22 protein-coding genes, 3 tRNA genes and 1 pseudogene are annotated in these 24,308 nt (G+C 42.4%); 23 read left to right on the top strand and 3 right to left on the bottom strand.

All coding sequences use genetic code 11. The features are described 5' to 3' along the window. The first annotated feature begins 185 nt into the window (after window positions 1-185). From I2C87_RS03885 to I2C87_RS03860, 6 genes are all read left to right on the top strand, one after another. Complete coding sequence (locus tag I2C87_RS03885) at window positions 186-1,748, top strand: 2-isopropylmalate synthase (protein WP_048715893.1); 1,563 nt, start codon at window positions 186-188, stop codon at window positions 1,746-1,748. A gap of 11 nt (window positions 1,749-1,759) precedes the next feature. Next, window positions 1,760-2,797, top strand: a complete 1,038-nt coding sequence (leuB, locus tag I2C87_RS03880) for a 3-isopropylmalate dehydrogenase (RefSeq protein WP_195324016.1) — start codon at window positions 1,760-1,762, stop codon at window positions 2,795-2,797. Continuing rightward, entirely contained in the window at window positions 2,794-3,063 is a 270-nt protein-coding gene (locus I2C87_RS03875) for a DUF1294 domain-containing protein (RefSeq protein WP_195324015.1), read from the top strand. Before leuB ends, I2C87_RS03875 begins: the two co-directional genes overlap by 4 nt. Window positions 3,064-3,065: 2 nt before the next feature. Next, the gene (leuC, locus tag I2C87_RS03870) at window positions 3,066-4,448 is read left to right on the top strand and encodes a 3-isopropylmalate dehydratase large subunit (protein ID WP_195324014.1); all 1,383 of its coding nucleotides are present in this window, start codon (window positions 3,066-3,068) and stop codon (window positions 4,446-4,448) included. 11 nt (window positions 4,449-4,459) lie between these two features. Continuing rightward, window positions 4,460-5,050 (top strand): 3-isopropylmalate dehydratase small subunit, encoded by a 591-nt coding sequence (gene leuD, locus I2C87_RS03865; RefSeq protein WP_006596431.1) that lies wholly within the window; start codon window positions 4,460-4,462, stop codon window positions 5,048-5,050. Between the two features lie 97 nt (window positions 5,051-5,147). Then, entirely contained in the window at window positions 5,148-5,933 is a 786-nt protein-coding gene (locus I2C87_RS03860; protein WP_006596430.1) for an L-threonylcarbamoyladenylate synthase, read from the top strand. A 75-nt stretch (window positions 5,934-6,008) separates the two neighbouring features. Here I2C87_RS03860 and I2C87_RS03855 read toward each other — a convergent pair whose 3' ends face one another. Then, window positions 6,009-6,638, bottom strand: a complete 630-nt coding sequence (locus tag I2C87_RS03855; RefSeq protein ID WP_229046167.1) for a DUF421 domain-containing protein — start codon at window positions 6,636-6,638, stop codon at window positions 6,009-6,011. Continuing rightward, window positions 6,638-7,090 carry a DUF3290 family protein gene (locus I2C87_RS03850; protein WP_195324013.1) on the bottom strand — a complete coding sequence of 151 codons (453 nt, stop codon included), beginning with the start codon at window positions 7,088-7,090 and terminating at the stop codon, window positions 6,638-6,640. The genes I2C87_RS03855 and I2C87_RS03850 overlap by 1 nt, the downstream gene beginning before the upstream one ends. Before the next feature lie 167 nt (window positions 7,091-7,257). On the opposite strand from I2C87_RS03850, the gene I2C87_RS03845 reads away from it, so the two are divergent. From I2C87_RS03845 to I2C87_RS03830, 4 genes are read left to right on the top strand one after another with little or no spacing between them, the layout of a single operon-like run. After that, window positions 7,258-8,034, top strand: a complete 777-nt coding sequence (locus I2C87_RS03845) for an SDR family NAD(P)-dependent oxidoreductase (RefSeq protein WP_195324165.1) — start codon at window positions 7,258-7,260, stop codon at window positions 8,032-8,034. Then, window positions 8,031-9,173 carry a glycosyltransferase gene (locus I2C87_RS03840; protein WP_195324012.1) on the top strand — a complete coding sequence of 381 codons (1,143 nt, stop codon included), beginning with the start codon at window positions 8,031-8,033 and terminating at the stop codon, window positions 9,171-9,173. The genes I2C87_RS03845 and I2C87_RS03840 overlap by 4 nt, the downstream gene beginning before the upstream one ends. Further along, entirely contained in the window at window positions 9,166-9,822 is a 657-nt protein-coding gene (locus tag I2C87_RS03835; protein WP_195324011.1) for a hypothetical protein, read from the top strand. The genes I2C87_RS03840 and I2C87_RS03835 overlap by 8 nt, the downstream gene beginning before the upstream one ends. Further along, complete coding sequence (locus I2C87_RS03830) at window positions 9,782-11,065, top strand: glycosyltransferase (protein ID WP_195324010.1); 1,284 nt, start codon at window positions 9,782-9,784, stop codon at window positions 11,063-11,065. Before I2C87_RS03835 ends, I2C87_RS03830 begins: the two co-directional genes overlap by 41 nt. A gap of 357 nt (window positions 11,066-11,422) precedes the next feature. On the opposite strand, the gene plsY is transcribed toward I2C87_RS03830, so the two are convergent. Beyond that, entirely contained in the window at window positions 11,423-12,064 is a 642-nt protein-coding gene (gene plsY / locus I2C87_RS03825; RefSeq protein WP_195324009.1) for a glycerol-3-phosphate 1-O-acyltransferase PlsY, read from the bottom strand. A gap of 188 nt (window positions 12,065-12,252) precedes the next feature. Here plsY and parE point away from each other — a divergent pair, with 188 nt between their 5' ends. The 13 genes and pseudogenes from parE to I2C87_RS03760 all read left to right on the top strand — a co-directional run bounded on the left by parE (window position 12,253) and on the right by I2C87_RS03760 (window position 24,248). Next, on the top strand, window positions 12,253-14,208 hold the full coding sequence (parE, locus tag I2C87_RS03820) for a DNA topoisomerase IV subunit B (RefSeq protein ID WP_195324008.1): 1,956 nt from the start codon (window positions 12,253-12,255) through the stop codon (window positions 14,206-14,208). 18 nt (window positions 14,209-14,226) lie between these two features. Next, the gene (locus tag I2C87_RS03815; RefSeq protein WP_195324007.1) at window positions 14,227-15,390 is read left to right on the top strand and encodes an AbiH family protein; all 1,164 of its coding nucleotides are present in this window, start codon (window positions 14,227-14,229) and stop codon (window positions 15,388-15,390) included. 196 nt (window positions 15,391-15,586) lie between these two features. Further along, window positions 15,587-16,336, top strand: a pseudogene (locus tag I2C87_RS03810) (DUF6261 family protein). Between the two features lie 62 nt (window positions 16,337-16,398). Beyond that, window positions 16,399-16,944: a hypothetical protein gene (locus tag I2C87_RS03805; RefSeq protein WP_195324006.1), complete on the top strand. Its 546-nt coding sequence runs from the start codon at window positions 16,399-16,401 to the stop codon at window positions 16,942-16,944. Between the two features lies 1 nt (window position 16,945). After that, entirely contained in the window at window positions 16,946-17,302 is a 357-nt protein-coding gene (locus I2C87_RS03800; RefSeq protein ID WP_195324005.1) for a hypothetical protein, read from the top strand. Window positions 17,303-17,442: 140 nt separating this feature from the next. Continuing rightward, window positions 17,443-18,261 carry an aminoglycoside 6-adenylyltransferase gene (locus tag I2C87_RS03795; protein WP_195324004.1) on the top strand — a complete coding sequence of 273 codons (819 nt, stop codon included), beginning with the start codon at window positions 17,443-17,445 and terminating at the stop codon, window positions 18,259-18,261. 235 nt (window positions 18,262-18,496) lie between these two features. Further along, entirely contained in the window at window positions 18,497-20,950 is a 2,454-nt protein-coding gene (parC, locus tag I2C87_RS03790) for a DNA topoisomerase IV subunit A (RefSeq protein WP_195324003.1), read from the top strand. A gap of 173 nt (window positions 20,951-21,123) precedes the next feature. Then, complete coding sequence (locus I2C87_RS03785; RefSeq protein ID WP_195324002.1) at window positions 21,124-22,149, top strand: branched-chain amino acid aminotransferase; 1,026 nt, start codon at window positions 21,124-21,126, stop codon at window positions 22,147-22,149. 139 nt (window positions 22,150-22,288) lie between these two features. Continuing rightward, window positions 22,289-22,519, top strand: a complete 231-nt coding sequence (locus I2C87_RS03780; protein WP_195324001.1) for a DUF2969 domain-containing protein — start codon at window positions 22,289-22,291, stop codon at window positions 22,517-22,519. A 52-nt stretch (window positions 22,520-22,571) separates the two neighbouring features. Next, a tRNA-Tyr gene (locus tag I2C87_RS03775) sits at window positions 22,572-22,652 on the top strand. Window positions 22,653-22,661: 9 nt separating this feature from the next. Then, window positions 22,662-22,733: transfer RNA gene (locus I2C87_RS03770), tRNA-Gln, on the top strand. A gap of 167 nt (window positions 22,734-22,900) precedes the next feature. Next, window positions 22,901-24,100: a 30S ribosomal protein S1 gene (gene rpsA, locus I2C87_RS03765; protein WP_006596419.1), complete on the top strand. Its 1,200-nt coding sequence runs from the start codon at window positions 22,901-22,903 to the stop codon at window positions 24,098-24,100. A 76-nt stretch (window positions 24,101-24,176) separates the two neighbouring features. Further along, a tRNA-Arg gene (locus I2C87_RS03760) sits at window positions 24,177-24,248 on the top strand. Window positions 24,249-24,308: the final 60 nt, after the last annotated feature.

The following is a 24,308-nucleotide window of genomic DNA, read 5'->3' as shown; positions in this document are numbered from 1 at the left end:
AAAGGAGAAAGTCAAACATGAAAACAGCTAAGTTTATTCAATTTGCTTTGTTGTTGAGGTACTCGGGCTAGTGCAAAAGCATTAGTCCTGTTTGGCATACCAAGCGGGAGTAACAAAACATCTCGCTTAGGTAACTGGCGAGATGTTTTTATTTTATTCACTATGTTTAGAAAAGAGGAGACCCTATGCGTAAAGTTGAATTTTTAGATACCAGTCTTCGGGACGGTGAACAGACTCCAGGAGTCAATTTCTCCATTAAAGAAAAGATTGCCATTGCCAAGCAATTGGAAAAATGGGGCATTTCTGCTATTGAAGCAGGTTTTCCTGCAGCTAGTCCGGATTCCTTCACAGCTGTGCAGGAGATTGCAAAGGTCTTGACCAAGACAGCCGTGACAGGTTTGGCTCGCTCCGTTAAATCCGATATCGATGCTTGCTATGAAGCCTTGAAAGATGCCAAGTATCCGCAAGTTCACGTCTTTATCGCAACGAGTCCGATTCACCGGGAGTTTAAACTCAACAAGACCAAGGAAGAAATTCTTGAAGCCATCAAAGAGCATGTTTCTTATGCGCGTTCTAAGTTTGAAGTTGTTGAATTCTCGCCCGAAGATGCGACACGGACGGAATTAGATTTTCTCTTACAAGTCGTCCAGACTGCGGTCGATGCAGGGGCTAGCTACATCAATATTCCTGATACAGTCGGTTTCACGACACCAGCAGAGTATGGAGCTATTTTCAAATACTTGATCGACCATGTCAAGACAGACCGTGAGATTATCTATTCCCCTCATTGCCATGATGATCTGGGAATGGCAGTCGCTAATAGCCTCGCCGCTGTCAAGAATGGAGCTGGTCGTGTCGAAGGAACCATCAATGGCATCGGGGAACGGGCAGGCAATGCGGCACTTGAAGAAGTAGCGGTCGCTCTTAATATTCGCGAAGACTATTTCCAAGTGGAGAGTCCGATTGTCCTTAATGAAACCATCAACACCTCTGAGTTGGTCTCTCGTTACTCTGGGATTCCAATTCCTAAAAACAAGGCGGTTGTTGGTGGCAATGCCTTCTCACATGAGTCTGGGATTCACCAGGATGGAGTTCTTAAGAATCCTCTTACCTATGAAATCATCACGCCTGAGTTGGTGGGGGTTAAGAGCAATAGCCTTCCACTTGGTAAATTGTCTGGTCGCCATGCCTTTGTCGAAAAACTGTATGAGTTGGGACTGGAATTCACAGAAGAAGACATCCAGCCATTGTTTGCTAAGTTCAAATCTCTGGCAGACAAGAAACACGAGATCACTGATGCCGATATCCGCGCCCTTGTTGCCGGTACAGCAGTGGAAAATCCAGAAGGCTTCCACTTTGATGATCTTCGCCTTACAACCAATGAAGATGAAAGCATCACCGCAGCAGTCAGTCTGAAAAATGAAAATGGTGAAATTCTTGAATACCTTGCCAAAGGTCAAGGTTCAGTGGAAGCAATCTTTAATGCTATTGATCAATTCTTCCATCAAGAAGTTCGTCTGACTTCCTACACTATTGATGCGGTGACAGATGGGATTGATGCCCAAGCGCGTGTACTGGTCACTGTTGAAAACGAAGCGACGGATACCATCTTTAATGCTTCTGGTTTAGACTTTGACGTATTGAAGGCGTCAGCGATTGCCTATATCAATGCCAATACCTTGGTGCAAAAAGAGAATGCTGGAGAGATCGGTCACATTGTATCCTATCGTGATCTACCAGATGCCTAAAGGAGAACACTATGACGAAGAAGATTGTCGCCCTAGCTGGAGACGGGATTGGACCAGAGATCATGGAGGCTGGCCTGTCCGTGCTGAAAGCAGTGGCAGAAAAAACAAATTTTGACTATTCAGTCCAAGCTCATCCATTTGGGGGAGCAGGGATTGATGCAGCTGGTCATCCTCTACCAGCTTCTACTCTAGAAGCTACAAAGGAAGCTGATGCCATTCTCTTAGCGGCTATCGGAAGTCCTCAGTATGACCAAGCACCGATTCGTCCGGAGCAAGGCTTGTTAGCTCTTCGTAAGGAGCTCAACCTTTATGCCAACATTCGTCCGGTCAAGATTTACGACTCCCTCAAGCACCTCTCTCCTTTGAAGGAGGAGCGCATCCATGGTGTGGATTTCGTAGTGGTTCGCGAGCTCACTGGCGGGATCTACTTTGGAGAGCATATCTTAGAAGACAATCAAGCACGGGATATCAACGACTACTCAGTTGAAGAAGTAGAGCGAATCGTGCGGAAGGCTTTTGAGATTGCACGGGGACGTCGCAAGAAAGTCACTAGCATTGATAAACAAAATGTCCTCGCAACCTCCAAGCTTTGGAGAAGAGTAGCTGATCGAGTGGCTCAAGACTTCCCGGATGTGACCTTGGAGCACCAGTTGGTAGACTCAGCAGCCATGCTCATGATTACCAATCCTTCTCGCTTTGATGTCATCGTGACGGAAAACCTCTTTGGTGATATCCTCTCAGACGAGTCGAGTGTCTTGTCTGGCACTCTTGGGGTTATGCCATCGGCTAGCCATTCAGAGTCAGGTCCGAGCATGTATGAGCCTATTCATGGATCGGCTCCAGATATTGCGGGTCAAGGCGTGGCGAATCCAGTCTCGATGATCCTCTCTGTTGCCATGATGATGCGAGAAAGTTTTGATCGAGAAGAAGATGCTAGCCGCATTGAAAAAGCAGTCGAAACGACTCTTGCTGCAGGAATCTTTACGAGAGACCTAGGAGGCAGTGCTTCGACAAAAGAAATGACAGAAGAGATTATAAAACGATTATGAGTGTAAAAGGAATGATTACTGGCTTGATCCTTCTATGGAATCTCTTCGTAGGGATTCTCTACGGAGTTGATAAGGAAAAGGCCAAAAGAAATGCCTGGCGGATACCAGAAAAGACCTTGCTCTTTTATGCTTTTGCAGTTGGAGGGCTTGGAGCCTGGATAGAAGGGCTACTCTTTCATCACAAGACACAGAAATGGTATTTTAAGGTCACCTGGCTCTTAGGAACCCTTCTCACACTTTACACACTCTACGCTTTATGGAGGTAAGGATGGCAGGAAAATCAATTTTTGATAAAATCTGGGAACGGCATGTAGTGACCGGTGAGGAAGGCCAGCCCCAACTCATGTATGTGGACCAACACTATATCCACGAGGTGACCAGTCCCCAGGCTTTTCAAGGGCTTAGAGACACTGGTAGACAGGTTCGGAGACCAGATTTAACCTTTGGAACCTTTGATCACAATGTCCCAACGGTTAACATTTATGATATCCGGGATGTGATTTCCAAGGCTCAAATTGATAAATTAGCTGAAAATGTCAAGGACTTTGGGATCGATCATGCAGGTCATGGTTCAGAAAAACAGGGAATTGTCCATATGGTTGGTCCTGAAACTGGCCGTACCCAGCCTGGAAAGTTCATTGTCTGTGGAGACAGCCATACGGCGACCCATGGAGCTTTCGGTGCCATTGCCTTTGGGATTGGGACCAGTGAGGTGGAGCATGTCTTTGCGACTCAGACCATCTGGCAGGTTAAACCGAAGAAACTCTTGGTCGAGTTTACTGGAAAGCCTCAGAAGGGGATTTATGCCAAGGACTATATTTTGGCCTTGATTGCTCGTTATGGCGTAGCCTGTGGGGTTGGCCATGTGGTCGAGTATAGAGGGGAAGCAATCGATAGCCTCACCATGGAAGAGCGGATGACCATCTGCAATATGTCCATTGAATTCGGCTCTAAGATGGGGATTATGAATCCAGATGAGACGACTTTTGACTATCTCCGTGGTCGTGAATGTATGCCAAAAGATTTTGAAGCTGCAGTAGCCGATTGGCAGTCCCTGGTCAGTGACAACGATGCGACATATGATAGAGTCATCACCATCGATGTATCCCAGTTAGCACCCATGGTGACCTGGGGGACCAACCCTTCTATGGGAGTCGACGTGGAAACAGCCTTCCCAGAAATTCGGGATATGAATGATGAACGGGCCTATGCCTACATGGATCTCCAACCAGGTCAAAAGGCTTCAGACATCGAGTTGGGCTATATCTTTATCGGATCTTGTACCAATGCCAGACTCAGCGATTTGCAGCTGGCTGCCCGTTTCGTAGAAGGGAAGAAAATTGCCCCTAATTTAACCGCCATCGTAGTTCCAGGTTCCCGTCCTGTCAAACGAGCAGCGGAAAAAATGGGTTTGGATAAGATCTTTCTGGATGCTGGCTTTGAATGGCGTGATCCAGGATGCTCTATGTGTCTCGGGATGAATCCAGACAAGGTGCCGGATGGCGTCCACTGTGCCTCTACTAGCAACCGAAACTTTGAAGACCGCCAAGGATTTGGGGCTAAGACCCATCTCTGTAGCCCCGCAATGGCCGCTGCAGCAGCAATAGCCGGTCGCTTTGTCGATGTGCGCCAAATGCCAGAAGTTGAGTAAAAGGAGGAATCATGGAGAAATTTACCATTTATACGGGAACTACGGTTCCTTTGATGAACGATAATATCGATACCGACCAAATCCTCCCCAAGCAATTTTTAAAGCTGATTGATAAAAAAGGCTTTGGTAAATACCTCATGTACGCTTGGCGCTACTTGGATGATCAATACACCGAGGATCCAGAATTTATCTTTAACAAACCAGAATACAGCAAGGCAACCATCTTGATTACTGGCGACAATTTTGGGGCTGGTTCTTCTCGGGAGCACGCAGCCTGGGCTTTAGCTGATTATGGCTTTAAAGTCGTTATCGCCGGCTCTTTTGGAGATATCCATTACAATAATGAACTCAATAATGGGATGCTACCAATAGTCCAGCCTTTAGAGGTTCGTCAAAAGCTGGCAAGCTTGAAGCCGACAGATGAGGTAACGGTGGATTTGGAAGAGCAGAAGATCATCTCGCCTGTTGGAGAATTTAGCTTTGAGATCGATGGGGATTGGAAGAACAAATTACTCAACGGTCTAGATGATATTGGGATTACCCTCCAATACGAGGACTTGATTGCTGCTTATGAGAAGAATCGGCCCGCCTATTGGCAATAAAAATTGTATAGTTAATTAAGAATTTTCAGAAAATATATTGAAGCTTTTTTGGAATTTTGATAGAATAGAAAAAAAGAAATAGAAGAGGACGAAATTTATGACAAAACACATTCAATGGGACGGAACACTTTCACAAGAAGGATTTGACATTCTTAAAGGCGAGGGTGGTTGTATCGTCTGCCCTACCAAAGTCGGCTACATCATCATGACCAGCGACAAGGCTGGCTTGGAACGCAAGTTTGAAGCCAAAGAACGTAACCGCAACAAACCAGGTGTCGTTCTTTGCGGAAGTATGGATGAACTTCGTGCCCTTGCGCAATTGAATCCTGAAATCGAAGCCTTCTACCAAAAACATTGGGATGAAGATATCTTGCTTGGTTGTATCCTTCCTTGGCGTGAAGATGCCTATGCCAAATTACAAGCCTTCGGCGATGGACGTGAAGAACTCATGACAGATGTTCGTGGAACCAGCTGTTTTGTCATCAAATTCGGTAAAGCTGGTGAGCAAATCGCCAAAGAAATGTGGGAAAAAGAAGGCAAAATGGTTTATGCCTCTTCAGCTAACCCATCTGGTAAAGGAAATCGTGGGAAAGTCGAGGGAATCGGAGAGCGAATCGAAGGTGCCGTGGATTTGGTCATCGAAGCCGATGATTATGTAGCCTCTATCCAACCAGACAAGACTATTGAAACTCGCTATGAACAAGGAGTGATGGTTTCTATGGTTGATGCAGAAGGAAAACTCATCCCAGAACAAGGAGCAGGTAGCCGTTCTGTCAATACTTGCCCAGTCGTGATCCGTAAGGGATTGGATATCGACAAGATCATGATGCACTTATCTGATCATTTCAACTCTTGGAACTACCGCCAAGGGGAGTACTATTAAAAGATAGAAAAAAGGTCGTTACAGTTCGTAACGACCTTTTACTTGTCTATTTTATCGAATAGCTGATTTCCAACTTTAATAAGTCACGACATTAATCTCGCCCTTGTCGTACTCAGCGATAAAGATGTCATCAACAGTTTCAAATCCTTTTTTATTGAGTTCGGCTATAAGCCATTCTTCAGTTTTACCAATGGTCTCTAAGATCTCTACTTGGACCACACCATCTGTAATGATTGGGTATTTGGGATTTTCATCTCCCATTCGAACGATTATGAGTTGGCCATTTTGTTCGATGACGGCTCTTTTGACTTCTTTCAATTGGAAGACCCCTTGAGAGCGCAACTTAAGAGCGACGTCAGAAGCAGAAAGGCCTTTTGAGCGACAAGCTTCTGGATCTAATTTTCCGTTTTTTATGATAATAGTTGGTTTTCCATCAATCAGATGTTTGATGAAGTAAACATTGGTATTAAGCCATTTGAGTGACAGAATCAAAATCGTCCAGATGATGAGGATGACGAAATATTGAAGGATGGTAATCGAGCTATTGTAGATGACCCCGCCGATAATACCCCCGAGAACAAAGTTCTGTATTTGGTCTACTGCAGAACTTGGAGCTAAATTTCCTTTTCCTGTTACGTTAATAACAAAAACTAGGGAAACAAGCCCTAAAGCCAACTTAATTGCAATTGTGATAAAAAAGTCCATTATTTTTCTACCTCCACCAGTTCTACATCTGTTTTATATAAGTCCATTTTTTCAAGTAAATAGCTATCTGGGTCTGTTCCGCTAATCGCACGATAGAATTGCTTGTCTACCTTGATAATAGCTCCATCGGTTGTCGCTGAAGTATTGACGTAGACATTTTCTTTATCAACTCCTAACTCTTTTGAAACGACTTCGATAAAGTGTAGGGAAGAGCGAAATTGATTGTCGTTGGACTGGTTGTTTTGGAAATTTGAAATACCAATCAAAACAACGGCCACTAAGATTAAGACAGAAATGATTGATAATTCACGGAACTTACTCCCTCGTTTATCCTTAAATGCCTTAAAGGCAAAAAAAGCCGTTACCAACACTAAGAGAATGGACATGATTACCATGACCCAATTTTGTTGGCTAATCTGACTCAATACATAATCATATGAATAGAATTTCATAAAAATCCCTCACTTATTTTTTATTCAAGGTATTATATATTATTTCAATCCATATTTCAATGATTAAAAGTGAATTTCTCATTTTTTTAGTGTGTATATTGTACATTAAATGTTGAAGAATGACAGTAGAAGTTTTCTATCTAGTCGAAATTTGGTACACTAGAGCTATGAAGATGGAAGATACAATTAATAAAGCGATCATTTTAGGGGCTACAGGAGGGATTGGCCGGCAGCTAGCGAAAGAACTGGCAAGAAGGCTGGATTATCTGGTCTTAGTGGGTCGAGATTCAGACAAACTCTCCCAAGTCCAAAAAGAACTAACTGGGAGAAAGGCGCAACTGTCAATCCTAACATTAGATATGCTAGATCAAGTGGCTCTAGAAGCTTTTGTAGAGAACCTAGATGCAGATCTTCTTGTCAATTGTGCGGGATTAGCCTATTTTTCCCGTGAGAGTGACCTTGATTCAGCCAGTGAGCAAGACCTCTGGCAAGTCAATTACCATGCTCCTGTCCACCTAATCAAGAAGTTAGTGCAGAAACATCAGAAGATCCAGCTGGTCCAGCTGTCATCTCTGGCTGCCCTTTATCCTCATCCCTATCTAGCAACCTACAGTTCCAGCAAGGCTGCCTTGCAGACCTACACTCTTGCTCTCCAGGAGGAACTAAGTCAATTAGATTCTCCGGTCCAGCTAGGTCTCTATATTCTTGGACCAGTCCAAACAGGTATTTTTCCTCCTAAACTAGTAGAAGCATTGGGAGGAAGTCGCTTGCAGATGAAGCCTGAGAAAGTCGCTCAGCAGTTGATTCGATTCATAGAAAGGAATACTTCCTATGCTGTTATCGGCCTTCGCTATCGCTTGCTCGTTTTGCTAGGTCGTCTGCTTCCCCAAAGATGGATCATTCGTCTCCTTGCAAGGTATTTACGAAAGGGACTTAATAGATGAAATTTATATTTATATTTTTAGGCCTTGCTTATCTTCTCTTATTTCTCATCCGTTGGTTGCTGTCCCTCATTTATTATAAAAAAGGCCAGTCTCATATTGCGGACTTCCCAGAAGAGCTTTTTACAGTTGTCCAACCCATCCTCTCTGGGGATTCTCGTTTAGCGAATGACTTGCGGGCTAATCTCCAGCAAACAGAAGCGGTGGAGTTCTACTGGTTGATCGACCAGTCTGATACAGAAGCCCAGCGAGTAGCGGATCAGATTTGCCAAGAGGCTTCCTTTGCCCAACGCATTCGAATCTTTCTCATTGAAGACGTCCCTCAGGGGATTAATCCCAAGAGTTACAAGATTGAGCAGGTTGTAGAGGAGTTGACCCGGCCTTATCTGATTGTTTTGGACGATGATAGTGTGATTGATTTTTCTAAAATGGGGGAGCTGACTGCCTATCTGGGTCAAGAGGTCATTCTGACAGGTATTCCCTATAACCAAGAAAGAAGTAATTTCTGGTCCAAGCTGGTTGCAGCATTCGTTAATGGCAATTCTTTTATTACCTATTTTACCATGGCAGAAGTTGAGGCAAATCACTCCATCAACGGGATGTTTTATATCCTACCGGTAGAACTTGCAAAAGATCAGGGGCTCTTCACAGCGATTAAGGACTATCTATGTGATGATTTAGCTGTGGCCGATTTTTTAAGGAGTAAAGGAGTATCCATTATCCAAACGCGGGTTACCTGTAATGTTCGAACTACTATCAAAAACGCTAAGCAATACCTGCTCCAGATGAAGCGGTGGCTTCTCTTTAGCTCTATCTATCTCAAAGAACACCTAGACTGGAAGGTCTTTTGCCTCATAGGTTTACCGAGCTTCCTACCTCTTCCAGGTTTGATCTTAAGTCTGTTTTTAGGTTGGCCTTATCTTCTTCTAGCCTTAAGCTTACTGGTATTCAAGGCAGTTTGGATGCTCCTCTATCGACAAAGCATTCTAACCAATCGCTTACACTTGGATGAAGTCACCTACGAAGTGCTGAATGATCTCCTGCTTCCTTGGCTGTTTGTCTATGTTCTAATGACACCTCCTGTGATTCATTGGCGGGGGCGGAAGATTCGAGTGACGGATGGAAAGATTCGTTATGAGTAAGATGAAGTCCTATCTAGACCGTTTGTCTGCTTTGTCTCCTGATCAGACCATGCTAGACTCTGATCGCTTGGTTCTCTTTCTTAGTGGGAGCAGTGATATTACTTGTGCCGGGTTGACAGCTGGGCAGTTAGATCTCCTCCATGCTATTTGTCCTTCTGGTTACTCAGTAGTAGCTAGTAATTTTCCCTTCAATCAAGATTTTGAACATATAAAGTCTCCACAAGTATCCCTCTTGTTGGCTGCTACATCAAATGTTATTTACTATTGGCATACGATTTTGAACCTTCGTTTCCAAAAGTTGTTACAGGAGCACTTGTCTCCCTTGTTGGAAGCGCAGGAAGTAGTTCTTGTTTGTAAGAGTTCAGGGGTCAATATGCTGACCCAGTGGCTCAGAATTTTAGGGAATCAGGTCACCCTTCCAAGATTGCGCGTGATAGCGCTTGGCCCGGTTTCCCATCTTCTCTTAAATCAAAAAGAACTAGAGCTACTGGTCATCAAAGGAAAGAAAGATCCTTATTCACGTATTCTGGATCGCCACTCAGCGGATATTCAAGTGGATACGGATCATTATAGCTATGAGTACAGAGAAGATGTGAAAGGAATCATCTATGACTGGATTAGAAAAAGTGATAAAAATCGATGTGATTAGCGTCCCCTTTAGTGGCCATTTGTTTCCAACCTTGACCCTGGTGAAACCCTTGCTGGAGGATCCGCGTTTTCAGATCCGTGTTATTACAGGTTTTCAGAAAAAGGCATTGGTTGAGCAGATTGGTTTTGACTGCCTTGCCTTGTTTCCTGATCGTCCGACAGTGATGGAAGATATAGCCAATACATCAAAGCAAGCAAATCTATTGATCATGTACCAACAGTTAATGGCCAATAGCAGACTGGTCCCTGAAGTTTTCGACGAAATAAATCGAATTTGGGACTCTGAGGGAAGCCCTGACTTGGTTATTGCAGATTTTGTAGCAGCTCCTGCTGGAGTTTTAGCAGATCGTTTGGGCATTCCCTGGATTACGACCATTCCAAGTCCAGTAGCGATTGAAAGTTGCACGACAACACCTGCTTATCTAGGTGGCTGGAAACCGCACCAGGGAACCTTCTACAAGTGGAGAGATGCTCTGGGTAGGCGAGTCATCCGTCTGGCAAAGAAAGTTGGACTTGCGCTGGTTAAGAAGAATCTCGATACCCTAGAGGATTTCAAATTGTACCGTGAAGATGGGACAGAAGCCATCTATTCTCCCTATTCAATCTTAGCCCTGGGCATGAGAGAGTTGGAGTTTCGAGACGATTTTCCATCCCAGCTCAAATGGATTGGTTATCGCTGTTTATCTTTTGATCGGCTTCCTCAAGAGCAAAAGCAGTATTTCACTAGCTCTAAAAAGCGGGTCCTCGTTACCTGTGGGACCCATTTAAAGTGGGAAAAAGAGCGGATGATAGAGTTTGCAAAGCTTTTGAGCCAAGAACATCCTGACTATGTCTTTTACGTAACCTTAGGCGACCCTAATGGTTTGGAGCATCCACCAAGGATGTTGTCGGAGAATCTTTTGATCTTTGATTATCTTCCATATTCAGATGTTCTGGAACAGATGGATTTTGCCATTCATCATGCAGGTGCAGGGATCCTTATGGGCTGTATCGAGCAGGGCATTCCAAGTCTAATTTTGCCCCAGGACTATGACCAGTTTGACAATGCGGTTCGGGCTGAGTTATTCCAAATAGGTTTGGTCTCTCGTAAAAAGACGGAATCCGAAGTCTTGCGCTTATTTAATGAATTGGTTTCTCGGGAAGATTGGTCGCACCTAAAAACTCTGGCTCAGAAAAACAAAGCCTATCAGCCAACAGAGATTCTTTATCAAGAAATAGAGAGACTCTTGAAAGTGAAGTTATAGAAGAAGTGGAGGGGGAGACTCCTGTTTGCTTTCTTCCAAAGACCTTCGATTATTGAACATAAAAAAACTAGAGTTTAGACTCTAGTCTCAGATTGTAGACAAAGTCATCTAAAAAACTTTTCTTAGGTGAGTACGGACGTCAGCGAACTTCGAAGAAGTTCCATGACTTAGTTTTGGACCCTAGGTTCCAAAACTCCCGAGTGCTAGAAACAATTGTGTTTCTAGCACTTTTCTCACGGCGGAAAGTTCAGTAGATGATTGAATAATTCTAACGAATGAATTCTTTTATTTTTATAGAATTTATTTGATTTGTAAGGAAAAACAGATTGTTTACGCTCTCAAACTAGAGTTTAGACTCTAGTCTTTTTGTTTTTGATGGGTGATGTTTTTACCCCAGGTGACGATATTTTCATTCTTGTTGAGGATTCGTTTGATATTGTCCTTGTGGCGGATGATAATCAAGGACGAAAGTGCGAGGACGATAATGGTAAAGATGATATCGTAGCTTGGGAGGATCCAACCAGTCAGTGGGAGGATGAGGACTCCGATACTTGCCAAAATTGCGACTGTCACACTTGAAAAAGAAATCATGCTAGTTAAATAGAGGCTAGCAAAGAAATAAATAGCTAAGATAAATAGAAAGAGAGGTGAGAAGCCGATGAGGACTCCTGCACTGGTCGCGACTGCCTTGCCTCCTTTAAAGCCTGCAAAAATTGGGAAGGTATGACCAAGGACTGCGAGAAGACCAAAGACCATTGGCGAAATCCCTGTAACCCCAAAAATAGTCGGCAATAAAACAGCCAAGGTTCCTTTGAGGAAATCAACTGCAAAGACGACCAGACCTGCCTTCGTCCCTAAGATACGGAAGGTATTGGTGGTCCCTGTATTTCCAGAACCGTGTTCGCGTAGATTGATGTTAAAGAAGGCTTTCCCAATCCACAAACCAGAAGGGATAGAACCTAATAAGTATGCTAATACGAGTAAAAGAATTGTTTTCATCATAGTTTCATTATATCAAAATTGCTTTGAATGAAAAAGAAAATTTCGTCCATAATTGTCACATCGGATAGTCGGTTTAAGCTAATCGTACTTAAATGGGCTAATTAAAGGGAGAGAAGAAAGAAAAATTTTGCAAAAATTCCTAAAAAGCTGTAATATAGAAAAGATGAACAAACAGGAGGTTCCTTGTGTCTAAAAAGGAAATCAACATTAATAATTACAATGACGATGCCATTCAGGTACTAGAAGGGTTGGATGCGGTCCGTAAACGTCCAGGGATGTATATCGGATCGACAGATGGAAATGGACTTCACCATTTGGTCTGGGAAATTGTCGACAATGCGGTCGATGAAGCCTTATCTGGTTTTGGTTCTCAAATTGACGTTACCATCAACAAAGACGGGTCCCTATCTGTAGCAGACCAAGGTCGGGGAATGCCGACAGGGATGCATGCTATGGGCAAACCAACCGTTGAAGTCATCTTTACCGTCCTCCATGCTGGAGGAAAGTTTGGTCAAGGTGGTTATAAGACTTCTGGTGGTCTCCACGGGGTAGGATCTTCGGTCGTGAACGCCCTCTCTAGCTGGCTTGAGGTAGAGATTACCCGTGATGGAGCAGTCTACAAACAACGCTTTGAGGATGGTGGGAAGCCTGTTACCACTCTTGAAAAGATTGGTTCGGCTCCTAAGTCTAAGACGGGAACCAAGGTCACCTTCATGCCGGATCCAACCATCTTCTCTACGACGGATTTCAAGTTTAATACCATTGCAGAGCGGATCAAAGAATCAGCTTTCTTGCTCAAGGATGTAACACTGACGCTGACAGACCTTCGCAAAGAAGAAGACAACCATGTGGCCTTCCATTACGAGAATGGTGTTCAGGATTTCGTTGAGTACTTGAACGAAGATAAGGAAACCTTGACGCCCGTTCTCTACTTTAACGGGGAATCAGAAGGCTTCCAAGTAGAAGTTGCTCTCCAATACAATGATGGCTACTCTGACAACATCTTGTCCTTCGTTAATAATGTCCGCACTAAAGATGGGGGAACACACGAGACAGGACTGAAGACAGCTATTACCAAGGCCATGAACGACTATGCAAGAAAGACAGGACTTCTCAAAGAAAAAGACAAGAATCTGGAAGGATCCGACTACCGTGAAGGCTTGTCTGCTGTTCTTTCGATCTTGGTGCCAGAAGCTCATTTGCAGTTTGAAGGGCAGACCAAGGACAAACTAGGAAGTCCACTTGCTCGACCCGTTGTTGACGGGATTGTCGCTGACAAGTTGACCTTCTTCCTCATGGAAAATGGGGAGTTGGCTTCCAATCTGATCCGCAAGGCCATTAAGGCCCGGGATGCGCGTGAAGCCGCTCGGAAGGCGCGGGATGAGAGTCGAAATGGCAAGAAGAACAAGAAGGATAAGGGACTCTTATCTGGTAAATTGACGCCAGCCCAGTCCAAGAATCCTGCCAAGAACGAACTCTATCTAGTCGAAGGAGACTCAGCCGGTGGTTCTGCTAAGCAAGGTCGGGACCGCAAGTTCCAAGCCATCCTTCCGCTTCGAGGGAAGGTTCTCAATACTGAGAAGGCCAATATGAGTGACATCCTCAAAAACGAGGAAATCAACACCATGATCTACACCATCGGTGCTGGAGTCGGGGCTGACTTTACGATCGAAGATGCCAACTATGACAAGATTATCATCATGACCGATGCGGATACGGATGGTGCCCATATTCAGACCCTTCTCCTAACTTTCTTCTATCGCTATATGCGTCCCTTGGTCGAAGCAGGACGTATCTATATCGCTATGCCTCCTCTTTATAAGATGTCTAAAGGCAAAGGCAAGAAAGAAGAAGTGGCTTATGCCTGGACTGATAGTGAATTGGAAGACCTACGGCGAACCTTTGGCCGTGGAGCAACCCTTCAACGATACAAAGGATTGGGTGAGATGAATGCGGACCAACTTTGGGAAACCACTATGAACCCAGAAACCCGCACCTTGATCCGTGTTACCATTGATGACTTGGCGCGTGCAGAACGCCGTGTCTCTGTCCTAATGGGCGATAAGGCTGCACCACGTCGTAAGTGGATTGAGGACAATGTTAGGTTTACGCTGGAAGAGAGTGGGGAGATGGTGTTTTGAAAGGATGATAAAGAAAATATGGGCTATAATATTTATACAAATCAAGAATTTAAAGAACTGGCTAATGATGGACAAATTAATATCATGGCTCTCTTTGGAAATGGTGTAGATATTCAGTTAATGGAATATCTTAAATCTCCATATCGGACTTCTTATCAAAATTTCTATAATTATCTTTGCTATAAGAATTTTGATAAAGATAATATTATCTTTCAAAAAATGACTGAGGATAAGAAAGATAATGAAAACAATTCCAATATCAAGCAAAATTGGAGTGACTTTGAGAATAGTTTAATTGAGATTTTCAACGAGAATAATTATATCAATGAAGCAAGATTGACTAATGATTTTAATCACTTTCAGGTTGAATTTTCTAATTTTTTAAATGATATAATAACTCCAAATATGTTAGCTCAAATAGGGAATGATAGCAGTAAAAGCGAGCTAGCAATTTCATCATTTCAAAAATTTTTGGCAGATTTAGATGAAAGCAATTTCCGAAAATTGAGTTTTCCATCAAAGCTATACCATTACAAATTATTTAATTGGGAAATTTTAAATTTCAACTATACTTCTATGTTAGATAATATTTTAGTATTGGATAAAGAACAATATGATCCACACCCGTGGCCACATGCTGATAGACAAATTTCTTTTGCGGCAAATCCTAATAATTTTACTAACGATCATTGTTCTTGGGATAGCTCCACTTATTTTTCCAGTTATTTGATGACCAACATCACTCATCCCCATGGTTATCAAAATGTTCCAAAATCAATGTTATTTGGCTTCGATAACGAAAATCAAATAACAAATGTTGATAATAGAAACAAAGCAAAGAATTTTTTAAAACCCTATTGGGCTCAGAATGATAAAAAATATAAATCATATTTCAATAATACTGATTTGTTTATATTATACGGTTTATCACTCGGTGATAGTGACTTTTGGTGGTGGAATAATATTCTTAACTCACTTTTGGAGACAGATTCTGAATTGATTATTTATAATTACAATAGCAATAATGAATCTGATAGTGAAACAATTAATAGATTTATTGATGTCGCAAAAAAAGTACAACTCACTGCTGAGGATATAGAAAAACTTCATAAAAAGATTGCAGTAGTTCAGTATGACTCTAAATCAAAACTCCATGCGTTCAAATTGGATCGTTTGGGCTAGATTAAATCCCACACGAATAATCACCTTCCAAGTCCTAAAACAAGAAATCCCACCTGAAGAATATTTTGTCTAGGGAGAAATAGCCCAAATCACACATGTGTGTTTTGAGTTATTGGAGTAAAATACGAATATTTATATATGTTCTGAATTATTTTAGAGCAAAAACATAAAAATACATCATTGAAAGAGTTGTTTTATAAAAAAAGAATATGGAATCACGAGTTTAACTGTACGCAATTTAGTAAACAACGAATTCTTCCAACTTCTATCTGAGAGCAGGGATGAGTTGGGGATTTTTACAAAAGCCAATAAGTCTGAGCAGGTTTACGCAACGAAGCTTGGGGATATGGAGAAACTTCTTGAGACCTTGCAAGCTGGTTTGCACCGTTCCAAGGCCAGTCAAACGGTGGCTAGTCTGGAAGCGTCTGATCGTGAGCGTGATGATGCATTTTCTACCTTGATTGGTTTGGTCAAGGCCTTCTCTCGTGTGAAATAGGCAAGTAGCAAGGAAGCTTACGACAAACTCAGCAAACTTTTCAAAAATTATGCCGGGCTAACGAGTATGAGCTACGAAAAGAGACAGAAGCTATTAACCATTTGCTCAAGGAGCTAAAAGATAGTTACTACAAAACTGCCCTTTCAACTCTGCATTTGATAACTCATGTAGAAACCTTGACAAAGGCGCAGGCTCAGTTTGAAAATGACTATAAGGAGCGCTTGGCCGAGCAAAAAGTCAAGGCACCTAGTCAAAAAAAAGGAAATCCGTGCGAAACTATAAGAAATCTATGACTTCTTTGCAGATTTTACTGCAATCAACGCCTATGCTTATCCAGATAAAAAGCAGTATGCTGATCTCCGTGACCATCTCAACTCTATCCGTAGTCGCTATAAAATACGCAAGCTAACCAAAAAAATTACCCCAACACAACCAGAAGAAGCCAAGTAGGTTGTTCTGTTTAATTTATGCGAGTCAAAATCAATCTTAGAAAGTAAATATAGGATATAAAGATGAATGAATTAGTGATTGGATTATTTGCGGCTCTGTTAGGTGCAATTGTGTCAATCTTTACCTTATATACAAATTATAGAAGTTCTTTAGATGGCATTTCAGGCTGGCGCTCAAAGCTTTTTGATGCAGCTTCTGCTAAAGAAATTACGCTTAAAGAAGTTCAGGTGTTAAGGACAGCTCTACGCTATGAACCAACTAAGGAAGTTCAAGAAAACACTTTTAATTGGATATCTAATATCATGATTTACTATTGTGATTATATTTCGTTAAAGTATTTTGAACATCATGAAACAAGTCTCTTGTATCAAGAACAGGAAATCATCAGGGTTTTTATCAGATGTCTGTTGAAGAACCATTGGGAATACAATGCTTCTATGCTATCATCGTTGAAATTTTTGAAGGTTTATTACAATGCTTCAAGACAACCAGAATTTATTCGTGAAACATATGAGAAAGCAGAGACAATATGCAGATCCTTAGGGAATGGCGATAAAGAATACAATCTGATCAAAAGAATCAATGATAGAATGAAGGAAAAGGTATGAGATGAAACTTGAACTAGATGTTAAAATTAATAAAAATGGTGAAGATAAGATAAATGAATTTTCTGTTGAAAATTTTTTAGAAAAACATGTAAAATCTAGTAAAACTAATCAAGTGAAGAAAGACAAGGAAATATTTATGCTAAAAATTTCAGGTCGGGCCATAGGTGTCATGAGTGTAATTGTAGTGCTTAATTTGATAAGTGATATCCTTCAAATTTTTGTAGGTCCTTTTAAGGTTGACAATATACAGATTTTTGTCAGGTGTTTCAGAATCAGCACCCAAACAAATGTATTAGCTGTTCTGTTAGTAGTTTTACTTATTATTAATAATCTGTTTGAAAAGAAGAAACAAAAATGAGGATGGCTGTCATGGTTATGCAAAACTAGTCATGGGATTTTTCAAAGAATTTGATAAGGAAAAAGTTCCAGCAGCCAGTCCCCTTTATAGATATGACCTCTACAGAATTAAAAGTTTTCACTAAAAAGGCAGGTATCCCCATGAGAACTGAAACCGAGATGTTTGACGTGATTTTACAAATCGCAAAAACTCTAAAAGTCAACGCTGTCGCTATGTCTGGTTCACGAACGGATACAAAAGCACCAAAAGATGAGTTCCAAGATTATGATGTGGTCTATATTGTTGATAATCTGGAGGACTTGATATCTGATTTATCTTGGCTAGACCAGTTTGGTAAACGCATCATTGAGCAAGAAGTTACTCTAGGACACCGTCATCTTTATCTTATGCTCTTTGAAGATGGCAATCGCATTGATTTAACCCTCTGCCCCAAGGAGTATATCCAAGAGTGGGTGGACAGCGAAGCAAATTTTGAAGTTATAAAAGACGACAAAGGTTTGTTTGAAGCCTATCAGCCTAATTCCAAGCGCTATTGGACCGCTCCGCCTACTGAAGAGGAATTTGCAGCATCCTGCAATGAATTTTGGTGGGTATCGGCTTATGTCGTAAAGGCCATTCGAAGAAATCAGCTCATCTATGCGACGGATCACCTCTATGGCATTTGCCAGCAAGAACTCCTCAAGGTCTTTGCTTGGCAGGTGACAAGCGATAGGGGAGCAATTGATATCGGAAAGAACTACAAGTACCTCTTTCACTATCTCCCAGCTGAGAAAGAGAAGGAGTTCTCACCTCTGCTAAATCTATCTAGTATAGAGAAGGTCAGCCAGTCCTTATTTGCTACCATGAATATTTTTGATCGAGAAGCTCAAAGCCTGGCCCAAAAGATGGGATTTGACTATGATCAGGAAGTGGTTGTAAAGATGAGGGCTTATGCTGAAGAGAAACTGTCAAATCATTGATTCAATAATCTATTTTAAACACTTTAAACTACAGAAAGGATAGTTTAGTTACTTATAGTAACTGAACACGGGACTAATTTCCTAGGAAAAAAGATAAATCGCTTTGGGTTCATCGAACCCTGCATCGATTTCCTAGTTTTTTTTACAGCCGTATCCAATTCGAAAATTACGGATGTGGATGCCCTAGGGTACTACAGAAATTTTCGGCAAGCCGAATCGTCCCTTTGTATCTTATATGAGTAATATCCAAAATATGTCCTTGGAGGACATCATGGGAGAGCGCTTTGGTCGCTACTCCAAATACATTATTCAAGAACGGGCTCTTCCTGATATTCGGGATGGCTTGAAACCCGTCCAACGGCGGATTCTTTATTCTATGAATAAGGATGGCAATACCCATGACAAGGGCTACCGCAAGTCTGCCAAGTCTGTTGGAAATATCATGGGGAATTTTCACCCTCACGGGGATTCTTCTATCTATGATGCCATGGTCCGTATGTCTCAAGACTGGAAGAACCGCGAGATCCTAGTCGAAATGCACGGAAACAATGGCTCCATGGACGGTGATCCACCAGCGGCCATGCGTTATACGGAAGCGCGTTTGTCTGAAATCGCTGGTTATCTTTTGCAAGATATCGAAAAGAACACAGTGCCGTTTGCCTGGAACTTTGACGATACAGAAAAAGAGCCAACTGTTTTGCCGGCAGCCTTTCCAAACCTTTTGGTCAATGGAGCTACAGGAATTTCAGCTGGTTACGCGACAGATATTCCGCCACATAATCTCGCTGAAGTCATCGATGCCGTGGTCTACATGATCGACCATCCATCTGCCAAGGTAGACAAACTTATGGAGTTTCTACCTGGACCTGATTTCCCAACGGGTGCCATTATCCAAGGACGGGATGAGATCAAGAAAGCCTATGAAACCGGTAAAGGGCGGGTGGTTGTCCGCTCTAAAACTGAGATTGAGCAGCTCAAAGGTGGTAAGCAGCAAATCGTGGTTACCGAGATCCCTTATGAGATCAATAAAGCAGTCTTGGTGAAGAAGATCGACGATGTCCGTGTTAACAACAAGGTGGCCGGTATTGCCGAAGTTCGGGATGAGTCTGACCGAGATGGTCTTCGCATTGCCATTGAGTTGAAAAAAGATGCCAATGCAGACTTGATCTTGAACTACTTGTTCAAGTATACAGACTTGCAGGTCAACTACAACTTCAATATGGTGGCGATTGACAACTATACCCCTCGTCAAGTGGGGATTGTACCGATTCTCTCTAGCTACATTGCTCACCGTCGGGACATCATTGTCGCTCGTTCTCGCTTTGATAAGGAAAAGGCCGAACGACGGCTCCACATCGTAGAGGGTTTGATCCGCGTCATTTCTATCCTCGATGAAGTCATTGCCTTGATCCGCGCTTCTGATAACAAGGCAGATGCTAAGGAAAACCTCAAGGTCAGCTACGATTTCACGGAAGAACAAGCAGAAGCTATTGTCACCTTGCAATTGTACCGCTTGACCAATACGGATATCGTGACTTTGGAAGAAGAGCATGCCAGTCTCAAGGAACAAATCGCGACTTTGGCAGCCATCATTGGGGACGAACGGACTATGTTTAACCTCATGAAGAAGGAGTTGCGTGAAGTCAAGAAGCTCTTTGGTAATCCGCGTCGCAGTGAATTGCAAGACACTGCTAAAACGATCGAGATTGATACAGCCAGTCTCATTGTGGAAGAAGAAACCTTCGTTAGCGTGACCCGTGCTGGTTACATTAAACGGACCTCTCCTCGTTCCTTCAATGCGTCGACAGTGGAAGAAGTCGGTAAGCGGGACGACGATGAGTTGATTTTCGTAGAGCCTGCTAAGACCACCCAGCATCTTTTGCTCTTTACCAACTTGGGAAATGCCATCTATCGACCTGTTCATGAATTGGCAGATACCAAGTGGAAGGATATCGGGGAGCACCTTAGTCAGACCTTGACCAATTTCGAGCAGGAAGAAGAAATTCTTTTTGCGGAGATTGTGGATCAGTTTGAAGGAGTGACCTACTTTGCAGCAACTCAACAAGGCCAAATCAAGCGTTTTGAACGCAAGGAATTGAGCCCATGGCGGACCTATCGTTCTAAATCAACTAAATACGCTAAACTGAAGGATCAAGAGGACCGTATCGTAGCGGTTGCACCAGTTGTCCTCGAGGACATCATGATCATTACTAAAAATGGTTACGGGTTGCGGTTCAATATTGAAGAGGTGCCAGTAGTTGGTGCCAAAGCAGCAGGTGTTAAAGCCATTAACCTCAAAGATGGAGATCAAGTGGTAGCCGTCTTTAAGTCAACGACGCCAAGTATGTACATTCTGACCCAGCGAGGCAGCCTCAAACGAATGTCTCAGGATGATATTCCTGTGACCAGCCGTGCCAAACGTGGACTGCAAGTCTTACGTGAACTGAAGTCTAAACCACACCGCGTCTTCAAGGCAGGTCCAGTCTTCACTGACCAGGGAGATTTTGATCTCTTTACGAGCCAAGAAGAAGTGGCAGAGCAAGATCAAATCCTTCAGATCACTTCGACAACAGGTCAGGTGACAGAAGTGGATGTTACCCAACTCAGCTTGTCAGAACGAACTAGCAACGGTTCTTTTGTCAACGATCAAATCTCTGATCAAGAAGTCTTTACTGCTAGAATTAAATAAAAATAAAATTAGCCAGTTTATGGCTAATTTTGTTGCTCGATAAATTTTCTGAAAATTGCAAATTTCACTTGAAATTCTCATGAAATGGTGTAAAATAGAGTACATGAATAAAGTCATCCTTTGTGGTGGCTCTTGCTATTTAGCAAGTCTTGAATGGAAGAAGGAAAACAGACATGACAGTATCACTTGATTGGGAAAATCTTGGATTTTCTTATATGAAATTACCTTACCGCTACATCGCCTATTACCGTAATGGTGCCTGGGAGAAAGGAGAACTATCTGAAGATGCCACTCTTCATATCTCGGAATCTTCTCCAAGTTTGCACTATGGACAGCAAGCTTTCGAAGGGCTAAAAGCTTACCGGACAAAAGATGGCAGCATTCAATTGTTCCGTCCTGATGAAAATGCCAAACGCCTTCAACGGACTGCAGATCGCTTGCTTATGCCTCAAGTTCCAACGGATATGTTTGTGGAAGCTTGTAAAGCAGTAGTTCGTGCCAATGAAGAATATGTCCCACCATATGGAACAGGTGGAACCCTCTATCTTCGTCCATTGTTGATTGGGGTCGGGGATATTATTGGAGTGAAGCCAGCAGAGGAATACATCTTTACGATCTTTGCTATGCCAGTCGGGAACTACTTCAAGGGTGGCTTGGTTCCAACCAACTTCTTGATCCAAGACGACTATGACCGGGCAGCTCCTCATGGGACAGGTGCAGCGAAAGTCGGTGGAAACTATGCCGCTAGCCTCTTACCTGGTAAATTAGCTAAGTCTCGGAACTTCTCAGACGTGATTTACTTGGATCCTGCAACCCACACCAAGATTGAAGAAGTAGGATCTGCTAACTTCTTTGGGATCACAGCTGATAATGAGTTTGTGACGCCACTTAGCCCATCTATTCTGCCATCCATTACCAAGTATTCCTTGCTCTATCTTGCAGAGCACCGTCTTGGTTTGACACCAATCGAAGGAGATGTTCCAATTGATAACCTAGATCGATTTGTCGAAGCAGGGGCATGTGGAACAGCTGCAGTTATTTCACCAATCGGGGGAGTTCAGCACGGAGATAACTTCCATGTCTTCTATTCAGAAACGGAAGTAGGACCGGTTACCCGCAAGCTTTATGATGAATTAACGGGCATCCAGTTTGGTGATATTGAAGCACCAGAAGGATGGATCTTCAAAGTTAACGATTAAAGGAATGATCAGAGGGAGAAGAACTCCCTCTTTTTTCTTTGGAAGAGCTACTAATAAAATAATTTAATCATGAAACATTTTCGGCTTGCAAGCATGTGAAAAATTTTGTAAAATAAAGGAGTTGAAATGAGGTAGAAGAATGAGTAAAAAAGATAAAAAAATTGAAATCCAAATTTCTGATAGCAAGGTAATTGTTGGAAAAGATACCTTTGATGGCTACCAATTAGCGATTGGAAAGAAGGCTATTGCTGAGATTGCTGATATGGGAGCTCAGTTCGCTCTTGTGAAAAACGGAGCCGTAGAAAGTCTCTATAAATCACTGGAAAAAGCAGTAGAAAGTGCCATCGAAAATTACAATTTGAACAAATAAGGGGTTGCATTTTCATGAAATCAATGGTATAATTGTGTCTGTTGATTTGCTTGGAGAGATAGCGAAGAGGCTAAACGCGGCGGACTGTAAATCCGCTCCTTCGGGTTCGGGGGTTCGAATCCCTCTCTCTCCATTTCACTTTTGGGGTATAGCCAAGCGGTAAGGCAAGGGACTTTGACTCCCTCATGCGTTGGTTCGAATCCAGCTACCCCAGTTCTAGGTAATATCAGATAAGGTGGTAAAATATCTACTCAGGTATTTTATTTCTTTATATGAAGAAGTCGTTGTAGATCATTTTGATTTCGTTGCGAGTGCTTGCTTAGGAAAAATAATTATAAGTATGTCAAGTTTAGAAAACTTGATTGTTGGAGGATTTTTTAGATGAATGAATTTGAAGATTTGCTAAACAGTGTTAGCCAAGTTGAGCCAGGTGATGTTGTTACTGCTGAAGTTTTGACAGTTGACGCTACACAAGCTAACGTTGCAATCTCTGGAACTGGTGTCGAAGGTGTCTTGACTCTTCGCGAATTGACAAACGATCGTGATGCTGACATCAATGACTTGGTTAAACCAGGTGAAACACTTGAATTGCTTGTTCTTCGTCAAGTAGTTGGTAAAGATACTGATACAGTAACTTACCTTGTATCTAAAAAACGTTTGGAAGCTCGCAAAGCATGGGACAAATTGGTCGGACGTGAAGAAGAAGTTGTTACTGTTAAAGGAACTCGCGCTGTTAAGGGCGGACTTTCAGTAGAATTTGAAGGACTTCGTGGATTTATTCCAGCTTCAATGCTTGATACTCGTTTTGTACGTAACACTGAACGTTTCGTAGGTCAAGAATTTGATGCTAAAATCAAAGAAGTTGACGCAAAAGAAAACCGCTTCATCCTTTCTCGTCGTGAAGTTGTTGAAGCTGCATCAGCTGCAGCTCGCGCTGAAGTATTCGGTAAATTGAACGTTGGTGACGTTGTAACCGGTAAAGTTGCTCGTATCACTAGCTTTGGTGCTTTCATCGACCTTGGTGGTGTTGATGGATTGGTTCACTTGACTGAATTATCACACGAACGCAACGTTTCACCTAAATCAGTTGTAACTGTTGGTGAAGAAATCGAAGTGAAAGTCCTTGACTTGAACGAAGAAGAAGGTCGCGTATCCCTTTCATTGAAAGCTACAACACCTGGACCATGGGATGGCGTAGAACAAAAATTGGCAGCTGGTGATGTCATCGAAGGTACTGTTAAACGTTTGACTGACTTCGGTGCATTCGTTGAAGTATTGCCAGGTATCGATGGACTTGTACACATCTCACAAATTTCACACAAACGTGTTGAAAATCCAAAAGATGTGCTTAAAGTTGGACAAGAAGTAACTGTTAAAGTTCTTGAAGTAAATGCTGCTGATGAACGTGTATCACTTTCTATCAAAGCTCTTGAAGAACGTCCAGCTCAAGAAGAAGGCGAAAAACAAGAAAAACGTCAACAACGTCCACGTCGTCCAAAACAAGAAAAACGTGACTTTGAACTTCCAGAAACTCAAACTGGATTCTCAATGGCTGACTTGTTTGGTGATATTGAATTGTAATCAACATAAAAAGCTTGCTTAGGCAAGCTTTTTTTACTTGTAAAATGCTCGAATTTTTGATATACTATCATAGTTACCACCCTTAGTGTAATGGATATCACGTAAGATTCCGGTTCTTGAGATGGGAGTTCGATTCTCTCAGGGTGGATGACGATTGGAGAGCCTTGAGGCTCTCTTTTTTATTTTTGACGGGAAAGATAGCAGTGAG

It is taken from the genome of Streptococcus sp. 1001283B150225_161107_H12, from assembly GCF_015552665.1.
Classification (GTDB): Bacteria; Bacillota; Bacilli; order Lactobacillales; family Streptococcaceae; genus Streptococcus.
The sequence above is the reverse complement of the archived record's forward strand: the minus strand, read 5'-3'. Positions and strand labels throughout refer to the sequence as shown.

Excerpts from the sequence above, each read along its gene's own strand:
- I2C87_RS03885 (WP_048715893.1), top strand. The coding sequence starts at position 186 with ATGCGTAAAGTTGAATTTTTAGATACCAGTCTTCGGGACGGTGAACAG.
- leuB (WP_195324016.1), top strand. The coding sequence starts at position 1,760 with ATGACGAAGAAGATTGTCGCCCTAGCTGGAGACGGGATTGGACCAGAG.
- I2C87_RS03875 (WP_195324015.1), top strand. The coding sequence starts at position 2,794 with ATGAGTGTAAAAGGAATGATTACTGGCTTGATCCTTCTATGGAATCTC.
- leuC (WP_195324014.1), top strand. The coding sequence starts at position 3,066 with ATGGCAGGAAAATCAATTTTTGATAAAATCTGGGAACGGCATGTAGTG.
- leuD (WP_006596431.1), top strand. The coding sequence starts at position 4,460 with ATGGAGAAATTTACCATTTATACGGGAACTACGGTTCCTTTGATGAAC.
- I2C87_RS03860 (WP_006596430.1), top strand. The coding sequence starts at position 5,148 with ATGACAAAACACATTCAATGGGACGGAACACTTTCACAAGAAGGATTT.
- I2C87_RS03855 (WP_229046167.1), bottom strand. The coding sequence starts at position 6,638 with ATGGACTTTTTTATCACAATTGCAATTAAGTTGGCTTTAGGGCTTGTT.
- I2C87_RS03850 (WP_195324013.1), bottom strand. The coding sequence starts at position 7,090 with ATGAAATTCTATTCATATGATTATGTATTGAGTCAGATTAGCCAACAA.
- I2C87_RS03845 (WP_195324165.1), top strand. The coding sequence starts at position 7,258 with ATGAAGATGGAAGATACAATTAATAAAGCGATCATTTTAGGGGCTACA.
- I2C87_RS03840 (WP_195324012.1), top strand. The coding sequence starts at position 8,031 with ATGAAATTTATATTTATATTTTTAGGCCTTGCTTATCTTCTCTTATTT.
- I2C87_RS03835 (WP_195324011.1), top strand. The coding sequence starts at position 9,166 with ATGAGTAAGATGAAGTCCTATCTAGACCGTTTGTCTGCTTTGTCTCCT.
- I2C87_RS03830 (WP_195324010.1), top strand. The coding sequence starts at position 9,782 with ATGACTGGATTAGAAAAAGTGATAAAAATCGATGTGATTAGCGTCCCC.
- plsY (WP_195324009.1), bottom strand. The coding sequence starts at position 12,064 with ATGAAAACAATTCTTTTACTCGTATTAGCATACTTATTAGGTTCTATC.
- I2C87_RS03815 (WP_195324007.1), top strand. The coding sequence starts at position 14,227 with ATGGGCTATAATATTTATACAAATCAAGAATTTAAAGAACTGGCTAAT.
- I2C87_RS03805 (WP_195324006.1), top strand. The coding sequence starts at position 16,399 with ATGAATGAATTAGTGATTGGATTATTTGCGGCTCTGTTAGGTGCAATT.
- I2C87_RS03800 (WP_195324005.1), top strand. The coding sequence starts at position 16,946 with ATGAAACTTGAACTAGATGTTAAAATTAATAAAAATGGTGAAGATAAG.
- I2C87_RS03795 (WP_195324004.1), top strand. The coding sequence starts at position 17,443 with ATGAGAACTGAAACCGAGATGTTTGACGTGATTTTACAAATCGCAAAA.
- parC (WP_195324003.1), top strand. The coding sequence starts at position 18,497 with ATGAGTAATATCCAAAATATGTCCTTGGAGGACATCATGGGAGAGCGC.
- I2C87_RS03785 (WP_195324002.1), top strand. The coding sequence starts at position 21,124 with ATGACAGTATCACTTGATTGGGAAAATCTTGGATTTTCTTATATGAAA.
- I2C87_RS03780 (WP_195324001.1), top strand. The coding sequence starts at position 22,289 with ATGAGTAAAAAAGATAAAAAAATTGAAATCCAAATTTCTGATAGCAAG.
- rpsA (WP_006596419.1), top strand. The coding sequence starts at position 22,901 with ATGAATGAATTTGAAGATTTGCTAAACAGTGTTAGCCAAGTTGAGCCA.